Source organism: Pseudomonas sp. BN606 (assembly GCF_029873115.1).
Taxonomy (GTDB): domain Bacteria; phylum Pseudomonadota; class Gammaproteobacteria; order Pseudomonadales; family Pseudomonadaceae; genus Metapseudomonas.
This window is the reverse complement of the sequence record NZ_SSOF01000030.1, coordinates 1-11,919: the sequence shown is the minus strand read 5'-3', so window position 1 is coordinate 11,919 and position 11,919 is coordinate 1. Positions and strand designations below refer to the sequence as shown.

The following is an 11,919-nucleotide window of genomic DNA, read 5'->3' as shown; positions in this document are numbered from 1 at the left end:
GGAGCGAATTCATTCGCGATTGAAATCGCTCCCACAGGAGCCCTCAGAGCTTGATCAGCACCGACTTCAGCTCGGTGTAGTGCTCGATGGCTGCCGCGCCCATTTCGCGGCCGACGCCGGAGAGCTTGTAGCCGCCGAAGGGCAGGGCCGGGTCGAGGGCGCTGTGGCAGTTGACCCAGACCGAGCCGGACTTGATGCGCGGAATCATCCGGTGCACCGCCGACAGGTCGTTGGACCAGATGCTGGCGCCCAGGCCATAGGGGTTGTCGTTGGCCATGCGCACCACCTCGTCGATATCGTCGAAGGGCATGGCCACCAGCACCGGGCCGAAGATTTCTTCCTGCACCAGGCGGTGCTGCTGGTCGACGTCGACGATCACGGTCGGCTTGACGAAGTAGCCGGGGCCGAAACCTTCGCCGCCGCAGGCGATGGTGGCGCCCAGTTCGCGGCCGAGGTTGATGTAGCCGGTGACGCGGTCTTGCTGCTTGGCGGAGACCAGCGGGCCCATCTGCACGCTGGGGTCCAGGCCGTTGCCGAGCTTCATGCCGTTGGCGATGCCCGCGATGTCGGCAATCACGTTGTCGAAGTGCTTGCGGTGCACATACAGGCGCGAGCCGGCGCAGCAGACCTGGCCCTGGTTGAAGAAGATCGCGCTGGCGGCGCCGGCGGCGGCTTCGGCGAGGTTGGCGTCGGGCATGACGATGGTCGGCGACTTGCCGCCGAGTTCCAGGGTCACGCGGGTCATGTTGTCCATGGCCGCCTTGCCGATCTGCTTGCCCACCTCGGTGGAGCCGGTGAAGGTCAGCTTGTCCACGCCCGGATGGCAGGTGAGGGCGACGCCGGCATTCAGGCCGGTGCCGGTGATGACGTTGAACACCCCGGCCGGGTAGCCGGCTTCCAGCACCAGTTCGGCCAGCTTGAGGGCGGTCAGCGGGGTTTCATCGGCGGGCTTGAGGATCACGGTGCAGCCGGTGGCGAGCGCCGGGCCGAGCTTCCAGCAGGCCAGCAGCAGGGGGAAGTTCCAGGCGACGATGGCGCCGACCACGCCCACCGCTTCGCGGCGGATGTAGCCGTGGAACTGGTCGCCCGGCATCAGCGGCAGGGACGGGTCGACCGTGGTGCCTTCGATCTTGGTGGCCCAGCCGGCCATGTAGCGGAGGAAGTCGATGGCCAACTGCACGTCCATGACCTTGGCCACGGCGGCGCTCTTGCCGTTGTTCAGGCATTCCAGTTCGGCCAGTTCCTGGGCATCGCGCTCCATCAGGTCGGCCAGGCGCCACAGCAGGTTCTGCCGCTCGCGCGGACGCATGCGGCTCCAGGCGGAATCATCGAAGGCCTGGCGCGCGGCCTGCACGGCGCGGTCCACATCCTCGGCGGTGGCGGAGGGCACCTCACCGAGGATTTCGCCGGTGGCCGGATTGCGGAAACTCATGGTGTTGCCGCTGGCGGCGTCCTGCCATTGGGCACCGATCAGCATCTTCAGCTTGCGATTGAGGAAGGCTTGGGTCTGGGGAAGGACGGGCAGGTCAGCGAGCATGGGGGGAAAGCCTCTGTTCATTGAAGTTGTACCCGGCTTTCGCAACCCCCATGCCAAGGCCGTTAATAAAACATAAGACTATGATTTAAAAAGAATTTAATGGTGTTATTCGATCGTCGTCGAAAGCCTCGCTGTTGCACTTTGAGACTCGCTGAGACGGGCCTGGAACAGTCGCAGTGTCTACCTTTACTGGATGCTGCGTGGTGCAGTCTCAGCGTGGAACAGTCTGTCGCGAAATTAGACGCCGGGGTCCACCGTCAGCATTCCCGCCAAGCCTTATTTTTAAGGCTAAATCGTTGTTATAAAAGGACTTTCATTGGCATGGCACACATTATGTATTTGCCGTGACAACTGCACCCGCTCCGCCGTGGGGTGCAAATCATAAGAACAACACCGTGGAGGTCTGACCTTGAAGACGACTCGACTCCGGCAGCACGCGGGCACCCTGGCACTGGCCATGGCGTCCCTGATGTTCGCCCAGGCCCATGCAGCGGAGGAGGGTCCTGCCCTCCTCAAGTCCAAGTGCATGGGTTGCCATATCCCCGAAGGCAACGATTCCTACAGTCGCATCAGCCACCAGCGCAAGACCCCAGAGGGCTGGCTGATGAGCATCGCGCGCATGCAGGTGATGCACGGCCTCAAGATCAGCGACGATGACCGTCGCACCCTGGTCAAGTACCTGGCCGACAAGCAAGGCCTGGCGCCGAGCGAGACCGAGGGTGTGCGCTACGCCATGGAGCGTCGGCTGAACACGGTTGAAAAGTTCGACGACCAGCTGAGTCAGACCTGCGGTCGCTGCCACTCGGGTGCCCGCGTCGCCTTGCAGCGCCGCCCGGCCAAGGAGTGGGAACACCTGGTCAACTTCCACCTCGGCCAATGGCCGTCCCTCGAGTACCAGGCCCAGTCCCGCGATCGTGACTGGCTGGACCTCGCCCTCAAGGAAATGGTGCCGGAACTGGCCAAGCGATTCCCGCTTGAAGACAAGGCCTGGGCCGACTGGCAAAAGGCCAAGCCCAAGGCTGATGCCCTGCCGGGGCAGTGGAGCTTCAGCGGCCATATGCTGACCAAGGGTGATGTGCGCGGCGTGATGACCGTGACCGCCGATGAAGGCGACACCTTCAAGGTCGAGGTGAAAGGCCAGTACGCCGACGGCACGCCGTTCAACGGCAGTGGCTCGGCCATTCTCTACAACGGCTACGAGTGGCGCGGCAACGTGAAGGTTGGCGAGACCAACCTGCGCCAGGTATTCGCTGCCCTGAACGGCGAGATGAAAGGTCGCATGTTCGAGGCCGAGCATGATGAGCGTGGCCTGGACTTCAGTGCCGCCAAGGAAGGCAGTGCCAAGCTGCTGGCCGTGCAGCCCGCCTTCATCAAGGCTGGCAGCGAAGCGGAACTGACCTTGGTGGGCAGTGGCCTTTCCGGTACTCCGGACCTGGGTGCCGGTGTCGAAGTGGTGAAGGTGCTGGAAGTCACCCCGAAACAGCTTCGCGTCAAGGTCAAGGCCGCAGCCGATGCGGCACCGGGCGTGCGCAGTGTGGCACTGGGCAAGCTCAATGGCGTCGAGTTGGCCGTCTACAAGGACATCGCCGAAGTGAAAGTGGTGCCCGAGTTCTCCATCGCCCGCGTGGGTGAGAACGGCGGCTCCACGCCCAAGGTTCAGGGCCGTTTCGAGGCCGAGGCCTGGGGCAAGGGCGCCGACGGCAAGCCCTACCGCATCGGCTACCTGCCGGCGAAATGGTCGGTGGAGCCTTTCGACGAGCGCGCCAAGGAAGACGAGGACGTGAAGTTCGCCGGCGTAATGCAGAAGGACGGTGTGTTCATCCCTGGCGGCGCCGGTCCGAACCCGGAGCGCAAGATGATGACCAACAACGCTGGCAACCTGAAGGTGATCGCCGAGCTGGAAGAAGGCGGCCAGAAGGGCGAAGGCCACCTGATCGTCACCGTACAGCGCTGGAACAACCCGCCGCTGCCGTAGCCGGCAGTGGCTCGGGCGGGTTCGTCCCGCCCGGATTCGCAACGACGATTGGGCAAATTTCCGGGAGGTCGCCATGGGCGCAATCTTGAATCTGGTCGAACGCAACCTGCACGAAGTGCGGGTGGATGCCGACCGCATGCTGTTCCACATCCCGAGCAGTTCGCTGTTCGCCGCCGACGAAATCACCGGCGGCATCATCGACGCGCTGCGCCAGCAGAGCTGTTCGTCCGAGGATCTGGTGCAACGCCTGGCCGGGCGTTTCGCCGGGCAGGACATCGATGAAACCCTGCGCGAGCTGATCGCGCTGGAAGTGGTTAGCGACGGCTCGCCGCTGACGCCGGAAATCGGCATCAGCAAGGTGGAGCGCACCGCGCTCAACACCGTGGTGCTGAACGTCAACACCGGCTGCAACCTGAGCTGCACCTACTGCTACAAGGAAGACCTCGACAAGCCTTCCGCTGGCAAGAAGATGGGCGCGGAAACCGCCGAGGCTTCGGTGGAAATGCTGCTCAAGGAGTCGCCCGACGAGGAGCGCTACAGCGTGGTCTTCTTCGGCGGTGAGCCGCTGTCCAACCGGCCGCTGATCGAGCACATGGTGGACTACTGCGAGCGTCGATTCGCCGAGGCTGGCAAGCAGGTGGAGTTCATCATGACCACCAACGCCACGCTGCTCACCGAAGAGATCATTGACTACCTCAACAAGCATCGCTTCGGGTTGTCGGTGAGCATCGATGGGCCGAAGACGGTGCACGACCGCAATCGCATCACCGTGGGCGGGCAGGGTACCTATGACGTGGTACGGCGCAAGGTGGATCTGCTGTTGTCGCGCTATCGCAGCCGCCCGGTGGGCGCGCGGGTGACCCTGACCCGTGGCATTACCGACGTCGAGACCATCTGGAACCACCTGTTCAACGAACTCGGTTTCGCCGAAGTCGGTTTCGCTCCGGTCACCTCCGGCGACATGGCGAACTACAACCTGACCAGTGAAGAACTGGTGGAGGTCTTCGCCAACATGAAGGCCCTCGGTCGTCGCTACCTGGAGGCGGCGTTGGAGCACCGCAACATCGGTTTCTCCAACCTGCACCAGTTGATCACCGACATCCACGAGGGCCACAAGAAGGCGCTGCCTTGCGGTGCTGGCCTGAAAATGCTGGCGGTGGACCACAAGGGCGAGCTGAACCTCTGCCACCGCTTTACCGGTTCCAGCCTGCCGACCTTCGGCAACGTGCACAGTGGCGTGAAACAGGTCGAGCTGAACGATTTCCTCTCCCAGCGCCTGGACCGCAGCGGCACCGGCTGCGACACCTGCCGCATCCGCAACCTGTGCTCCGGCGGCTGCTACCACGAGAGCTATGCCCGTTACGGCGACCCCACTCATCCGACCTATCACTACTGCGAGCTGATGCGCGACTGGGTGGACTTCGGCATCGAAGTCTACAGCCGCATCATGGCCGTCAATCCGGCCTTCATCAGCAGCTACATCTCCCCGCGGAAGGCGCACTGACATGAAACATCTGAAGCCGCTCAACAACAAAGCGCAAATGCTCGAAAAAGCCGCAGCCGAAGATCGCATCGAAGAAGTCATGGCCATGAGTGCGGTGGCCGGTTGTACCGCCACCACTGACCCGGGTTGGGAAGTGGACGCCTTCGGCGGCGTCGCCTCGCTCTGCCAGCCGATGGAAGCGGACCTCTACGGCTGCTCCGACCCTTGCTGGTGGCCGGCCCAGGTGCCCGACATGATGAGCACCTACCAGGACTGGAACGCCCAGGCGACCAACTCGCAAGAGGACTGGCGCAACCTCGGCACCGTATTCCCGAAAGACAAATGACCGGCGACAAGAACAAGAGGGGAAACCACATGAAACTCAAAGCCATCGCCAGCCTGGCGACCGCTGTCGCCGGACTCGCACTGGGCACCAGTGCCTGGGCCGCGGATGAAGCAGGCCCGGCACTGAAGTCCGGTCATGAATACATGATCGCCACCAACTACCCGAACAACCTGCACGTGGTGGATCTCGCTACCGATAGCCTCTACAAGACCTGCCGCCTGCCCGACGCCTTTGGCCCCGGCACCGCGATGATGGCGCCGGACAAAAAGACCGCGTTCATCCTCAACAACCACTTCGGTGACCTGTACGGCATCGACCTGGACGGCTGCAAGACCGTGTTCCACGCCAAGCTGTCGCGCAATCCGGGCGAGAAGGTGCGCTCGATGTTCTCCTTCGCGCTCAGCCCCGATGGCAAGGAGCTCTACACCACGGTCAACCCGACCCAGATGATGAACGACCACTACGTGGTCAAGCAGCCGCGCCTGGAGGTCTTCCGCACCAGCGACGGCCTGGATGCCAAGCCCGTGCGTAGCTTCCCGATGCCGCGCCAGGTCTACCTGATGCGCGCCGCAGATGATGGCTCGCTGTTCGTCGCCGGGCCGGACATCTACAAGATGGATGTGAAGACCGGCAAGTACGAGGTGGCGGTACCCGGCCGCAACTGGCAGCGCCCGCTCTACAGCGCGCCGGACGTCCTGTACTTCTGGCCGCACCAGACACCGCTCCACGAGTTCTCGATGCTCTACACCACGGCCAAGTTCAAGGACGAGAAACAGGACCTGGCCTCCGCCGACTTCATCTATGGCTTCGTCAGCATCGACCTGAAGACCGGCAAGGCCACCGTCCAGGATTTCGCGCCGCTGACCGAGCTGTACTTCACCGGACTGCGTTCGCCGAAGGACCCGAACCAGATGTTCGGCGTGCTCAACCGCCTGGCCAAGTACGACATCAAGGAGCAGAAGCTGATCAAGGCTGCGAACCTGGATCACTCCTATTACTGCGTCGCCTTCAATACCAAGGGCACCAAGCTCTACCTGGCGGGCACCTTCAATGACATCGCGGTGTTCGATCCGGATAGCCTGGAGAAGATCAAGAACATCAAGCTGCCGGGTGGCGACATGGCGATCACCACGACGCAGGTATTCGTGAGGTAAGGGCCAGACCTTGTGGGAGCGAATTCATTCGCGAAAGGGCAGCGAAGTTACCCCGCGCAAATTGGCTGGCTGGACTTCAACCCGCTCCGCGAATTAATTCGCTCCCACAGAATGGTCAAGGCCTGACCATCGGTGCCCGACGACCGAACCCATATCCGACCAATGAGTCACTAGACAGGAAAACCGGCTTTATTTACCTTTACGTTTACGTAAAGGTAAATAAAGCCCAGTACGTGCCCGGCCTCTCTGCCGTAGTTGGAGGCCAGTTGATCTGAGTCGATCCCAGCACAAAGACAAGAAGGGAAAGCCATGAATCACCAGAGCTACACCCGGGGGAGGCAGGACAAAGACCTGCTCGCCATGACCATAGGCGCGGCATTCGATGCCACCGTTGCCCAGTTCCCCGAGCGCGAGGCGCTGGTAGTCAGGCATCAGGGCCTGCGCTACTGCTGGAAGGAATTGGCCGAGGCAGTGGATCGCCACGCCCGCGCATTGCTCGCGCTGGGCCTGAACAGTGGCGACCGTTTAGGGATCTGGGCGCCCAACTGCGCCGAGTGGTGCATCACCCAGTTCGCCAGCGCCAAGATCGGCGCCATCCTGGTCAATATCAACCCGGCCTACCGCAGCAGCGAGCTGGAGTACGCGCTCAAGCAATCCGGCTGCCGCTGGGTGATCTGCGCAGATGCCTTCAAGACGTCCGATTACCACGCCATGTTCCTCGGCCTGGTGCCGGAACTGGCCGCTGCCGAGCCGGGCAGCCTGAATTGCGAGCGCCTTCCGGAACTGCGCGGCGTGGTCAGCCTGGCCGCTAACCCACCGTCTGCATTCCTGCCCTGGGCTGCACTTCAGCAGAAGGCGGGCGAGGTGAGTGACCAGACCCTGGCCGAGCGTCAGGCCAGCCTGCAGTTCGATGACCCGATCAACATCCAGTACACCTCCGGCACCACCGGATTCCCGAAAGGCGCCACCCTCAGTCACTACAACATTCTCAATAACGGCTACATGGTCGGCGAGAGCCTTGGCCTGACCGAGCAGGATCGCCTGGTGATCCCGGTGCCGCTGTACCACTGCTTCGGCATGGTGATGGGCAACCTGGGCTGCGTGACCCACGGCTCCACCATGATCTACCCGGGTGACGCTTTCGACCCGCTGACCACCCTGCGTGCCGTGGCAGAGGAGAAGGCCACTGCGCTCTATGGCGTGCCGACCATGTTCATCGCCGAACTGGATCATCCGCAGCGTGACGAGTTCGACCTTTCCAGCTTGCGTACCGGCATCATGGCCGGCGCCACCTGCCCGATCGAAGTGATGCGCCGGGTGATCAACGAGATGCACATGAGCGAAGTGCAGATCGCCTACGGCATGACCGAGACCAGCCCGGTGTCCTTGCAGACCGGCCCGGATGACGAGCTGGAACTGCGCGTGACCACCGTTGGCCGCACCCAACCGCACCTGGAGAGCAAGATCGTCGACGCCGAGGGCAGGATCGTCCCGCGCGGCACCATCGGCGAACTCTGCACCCGTGGCTACAGCGTGATGCTGGGCTACTGGAACAACCCGCAGGCAACCACCGATTCCATTGATCCGGGTCGCTGGATGCACACCGGCGACCTCGCCTCCATGGATGAGAATGGCTACGTCTGCATCGTTGGCCGCAGCAAGGACATGATCATTCGCGGTGGCGAGAACGTTTACCCCCGCGAGCTGGAGGAGTTCTTCTTCACCCACCCGGCGGTGGCCGACGTGCAGGTGATCGGCATTCCCTGCAGCAAGTACGGAGAGGAGATCGTTGCCTGGATCAAGTTCCACCCCGGCCACACCGCCACCGAAGACGAGCTGCGTGCCTGGGCCAAGGAGCGTATCGCCCACTTCAAGGTGCCGCGCTTCTTCCGCTTCGTGGATGCCTTCCCGATGACAGTGACCGGCAAGATCCAGAAGTTCCGCATGCGCGAGATCAGCATCGAGGAACTGACCCCGACGAAGGACGGCAAGGTGACGGCGATTCGGTAGGGCCGTTGGGCAGAACTCTTCGCTCTTTTGTAGGTGCGAGTTCTTTCGCCAAGCGGGACACAGTCCTGCCATTCGGAACCCCATGGGGCAGCTGCGCTGCCCTTGGCGAATGAATTCGCCCCCACAGGTAAAGCCCCTACAATGCTGCATCGCCGGAAATCAGCACCAAGGGAGACCATGACAGGCACGTCTGCCGAGAAAGGCACCATCTCAGTCCGCCTGGTTCACGAAGCCCTGCTGGAATTGCGCCAGCGGGGCTTCGACGATTCGGGGCTGCTGCACCAGGCCGGCATCCCCGCCGAGCTGCTGGCCAAGCCCTATGGACGCGTGTCTTCGCAACTCTATGGAGCGCTCTGGCTGCTGATCGCGCAGACCATGGACGACGAATTCTTCGGCATGAATCCGCGGCGGATGAAGTCCGGCAGCTTCGCCTACATGACCCGCGCGGCGGTGAAGGAGCCAACGGTGGGCGCGGCATTGGAGTTGTCGCTGCGCCTGTTCGAGCTCATCTTCGACGGCCTCTCGCCTCATCTTGAATGTCGCGGGGGCCTGGCGGAGATCACCCTGGAGGAACCCGAAGGCCAGCAATGCCGTGCGTTCAGCTACTTCACCTTGTGGCTGATGATCCACGGCCTGATGTGCTGGCTGGCGGGGCGGCGCATTCCCATTCTCGGTGTCGACCTGCGCTGCGCGGTGCCGGACTACATCGAGGACTACCGGGTGATGTTCAGCACCAACCTGCGCTTCTCCCGCCAGCAGAGTCGCCTGCTGTTCAACGCTGACTGCCTGGAGCTGCCGGTACGCCGCAGCAGCCGCGACCTCAAACGCTTCCTCGGTGGCTTGCCGGCGAACATCCTGGTGCGCTACCGCGACCCGCAGAGCCTGGCGGCGCGCATCCGCGCCTACCTGCGCAGCATCAAGCCCGAGCGCTGGCCGGATGTGGAGGCGTTGTCCAGCCACTTCTACATGGCGCCTTCCACGCTGCGCCGCAAACTTTCGCTGGAGGGTCAGTCCTACCAGGGGCTGAAGGACCAGGTACGACGCGACCTCGCTATCGCGCGGCTGGACAACGGCGAAGGCAACTTCACTGAACTGGCCTTCGAGCTGGGTTTCGCCGATACCAGCGCCTTCTACAAAGCCTTCAAGAAATGGACCGGTTCGACACCGGGCCAGTACCGCTCATTGATCCATCCCGACTCAAGTTGAAGGTGTTATCTGCCTCTATTTCAAAGGCGCGCGACGTCCGCGCCCAATCGCCGACCCGAAGTACACAGGACCCTTGCCCATGCCCCTCAACCGACTTTCCATCCAGTGGAAGATCACCCTGCTGGCCGGCCTCTGCCTGCTGGCCATCGTTGCCGTGCTGATAGGCATATCGCTCTATCGCATGGGTGCGGGCACCGCGCTGGTCAAGGCGAACAGCGCGCAGATGCTGGAAGCGTCGGCCCGCGAGCGCATGGAGGGGGAGGGCAAGGTGCAGGCGCTGACCATCCAGCGATACTTCCTGTCGGCCTATCAGGACGGTCTCAATTTCTCCCGCCAGGTACTGCAGCAGCGGCGCCATGCGCAGAAACTGCAATTGGACAGCCAGGCCCTGCGCGAGGACCTGCATCAGCAAGTGAAGGAAGCGCTGCAGGCCAATCCCCAACTGCTCAGCCTCTACCTGGTGTTCGAGCCGAATGCCCTTGACGGCAACGATGCGCTCTACGCCAACCGCGCCGAACTCGGCAGCAACGAGGTGGGCCGTTTCTCCACTTACTGGGCCCAGCGCGGCGGCAGCCTGAACAGCCTCGCACCGACCGAGGTGATGATCAGCGATGCCACGCCGATGCTCGATGGCAGCCCGTTCAATACCTGGTTCAACTGCCCGAAGCAGACCCTGAAACCCTGCCTGCTGGACCCGTACTTCGACGACGCCTCGGGCCAGAAGACCTTGATCACCACGCTCACCTTCCCGGTGATCGAGGACGGCAAGATGCTCGCGGTGGTCGGCATGGATATCAGTCTGAGCAATCTGCAGCAGCTGGCCAGTGCCGGTAGCCAGGGTTTGTATGAGGGCCAGGGTGCCATCAGCATCCTCAGTCCCGCCGGTCTGCTCGCAGGCCATAGCGCAGACGCCGGCCTGCTCGGCCAGGGCCTGGCCAAGGCCTACCCGAACGAAGCCTCCGTGCTGCTTGGCCTCCAGCGCGAGGGAAAGGCCCACGAACAACAGGCGAATGACCACCTGCAAGTACTCGCGCCGCTGCAGCCGATTCCGGAATCCAAAGCCTGGGCGGTACTGCTGGACGTGCCCCTGCCGACTCTCCTGGCGCCGGCCCTGGAGCTACAGAATGACCTGGACGCTCGCAATGCCCAGGGCACCTGGCTGGAACTGCTGTTCGGCATTGCCGCTGCCGTCACCGGCCTGCTGCTGGTATGGCTCACCGCCCGTGGCGTGACCCGGCCGATCCTCGGCGTGGCCAGTATGCTGAAGGACATCGCCAGTGGCGAAGGCGACCTGACCCGCCGCCTGGACTACGCCCGCCAGGACGAACTGGGTGAACTGGCCGGCTGGTTCAACCGCTTCCTCGACAAGCTTCAGCCGATCATTGCCGACGTGAAACGCTCGGTGCAGGACGCCCGCAGCACCGCCGACCAGTCCGCCGCCATCGCCAGCCAGACCAGCGCCGGCATGCAGCAGCAGTACCGCGAAGTGGACCAGGTGGCCACCGCCTCCAACGAGATGAGCGCCACCGCCCAGGACGTCGCCCGCAGCGCCGCCCAGGCCGCCGAAGCCGCGCGGGGGGCCGACCACGCCACCCAGGAAGGCCTCGGCGTGATCGGCAAGACCACCAGCGCCATCGAGCAACTGGCCAGCGAAATGAGTGCGGCCATGGAAGAGGTGCAGGCGCTGGCCAACAGCAGCGAGCAGATCGGCTCGGTGCTGGAAGTGATCCGCGCCATCGCCGAGCAGACCAACCTGCTGGCGCTCAACGCGGCCATCGAGGCGGCGCGTGCCGGCGAGGCCGGCCGCGGCTTCGCGGTGGTGGCCGATGAAGTGCGCAACCTGGCCAAGCGCACCCAGGACTCGGTGGAGGAAATCCGCCAGGTGATCGAGGGCCTGCAGCACGGCACGCGCGAGGTGGTCGGTTCGATGCACAGCAGCCACCGCCAGGCCCAGGGCAGCGTCGAGCAGGTGGAACAGGCGGTGACCGCGCTGCAACGCATCGGCGAAGCGGTGACGGTGATCACCGACATGAACCTGCAGATCGCCAGCGCCGCCGAGGAACAGAGCGCGGTGGCCGAGGAGATCAACCGCAACGTGGCGGCGATCCGCGACGTCACCGAATCGCTCTCCGGCCAGGCCGAGGAGTCCGCCCAGGTCAGCCAGGCGCTGAACCGCCTGGCCAACCACCAACAGGGGCTGATGGCGCA

Annotated in this window: 8 protein-coding genes; 7 read left to right on the top strand and 1 reads right to left on the bottom strand. The window is 63.5% G+C overall.

The window, feature by feature from the left end; genetic code table 11:
* Positions 1-43: 43 nt before the first annotated feature.
* Positions 44-1,537 carry an aldehyde dehydrogenase family protein gene (locus E8E75_RS02310; RefSeq protein ID WP_280357900.1) on the bottom strand — a complete coding sequence of 498 codons (1,494 nt, stop codon included), beginning with the start codon at positions 1,535-1,537 and terminating at the stop codon, positions 44-46.
* Between the two features lie 457 nt (positions 1,538-1,994).
* Between E8E75_RS02310 and peaA the strand changes: the two genes are divergently transcribed.
* The 7 genes from peaA to E8E75_RS02275 all read left to right on the top strand — a co-directional run.
* On the top strand, positions 1,995-3,512 hold the full coding sequence (gene peaA / locus E8E75_RS02305; RefSeq protein WP_256661027.1) for a quinohemoprotein amine dehydrogenase subunit alpha: 1,518 nt from the start codon (positions 1,995-1,997) through the stop codon (positions 3,510-3,512).
* A 73-nt stretch (positions 3,513-3,585) separates the two neighbouring features.
* The gene (gene peaB, locus E8E75_RS02300) at positions 3,586-5,016 is read left to right on the top strand and encodes a quinohemoprotein amine dehydrogenase maturation protein (RefSeq protein WP_153918655.1); all 1,431 of its coding nucleotides are present in this window, start codon (positions 3,586-3,588) and stop codon (positions 5,014-5,016) included.
* Between the two features lies 1 nt (position 5,017).
* Positions 5,018-5,341 (top strand): quinohemoprotein amine dehydrogenase subunit gamma, encoded by a 324-nt coding sequence (qhpC, locus tag E8E75_RS02295; RefSeq protein WP_028627367.1) that lies wholly within the window; start codon positions 5,018-5,020, stop codon positions 5,339-5,341.
* Positions 5,342-5,370: 29 nt separating this feature from the next.
* The gene (gene peaD / locus E8E75_RS02290; protein ID WP_153918657.1) at positions 5,371-6,495 is read left to right on the top strand and encodes a quinohemoprotein amine dehydrogenase subunit beta; all 1,125 of its coding nucleotides are present in this window, start codon (positions 5,371-5,373) and stop codon (positions 6,493-6,495) included.
* A 309-nt stretch (positions 6,496-6,804) separates the two neighbouring features.
* On the top strand, positions 6,805-8,505 hold the full coding sequence (locus tag E8E75_RS02285; RefSeq protein WP_153918660.1) for an AMP-binding protein: 1,701 nt from the start codon (positions 6,805-6,807) through the stop codon (positions 8,503-8,505).
* 177 nt (positions 8,506-8,682) lie between these two features.
* Complete coding sequence (locus E8E75_RS02280) at positions 8,683-9,711, top strand: AraC family transcriptional regulator (protein WP_120651400.1); 1,029 nt, start codon at positions 8,683-8,685, stop codon at positions 9,709-9,711.
* Positions 9,712-9,790: 79 nt separating this feature from the next.
* Positions 9,791-11,919, top strand: a 2,129-nt coding sequence (locus E8E75_RS02275) for a methyl-accepting chemotaxis protein (protein ID WP_280357896.1), incomplete at its 3' end; no start/stop codon positions are given.

Bases quoted from the DNA above. Each gene is read 5' to 3' on its own strand.
- E8E75_RS02310 (WP_280357900.1), bottom strand. From the start codon at position 1,537: ATGCTCGCTGACCTGCCCGTCCTTCCCCAGACCCAAGCCTTCCTCAAT.
- peaA (WP_256661027.1), top strand. From the start codon at position 1,995: ATGGCGTCCCTGATGTTCGCCCAGGCCCATGCAGCGGAGGAGGGTCCT.
- peaB (WP_153918655.1), top strand. From the start codon at position 3,586: ATGGGCGCAATCTTGAATCTGGTCGAACGCAACCTGCACGAAGTGCGG.
- qhpC (WP_028627367.1), top strand. From the start codon at position 5,018: ATGAAACATCTGAAGCCGCTCAACAACAAAGCGCAAATGCTCGAAAAA.
- peaD (WP_153918657.1), top strand. From the start codon at position 5,371: ATGAAACTCAAAGCCATCGCCAGCCTGGCGACCGCTGTCGCCGGACTC.
- E8E75_RS02285 (WP_153918660.1), top strand. From the start codon at position 6,805: ATGAATCACCAGAGCTACACCCGGGGGAGGCAGGACAAAGACCTGCTC.
- E8E75_RS02280 (WP_120651400.1), top strand. From the start codon at position 8,683: ATGACAGGCACGTCTGCCGAGAAAGGCACCATCTCAGTCCGCCTGGTT.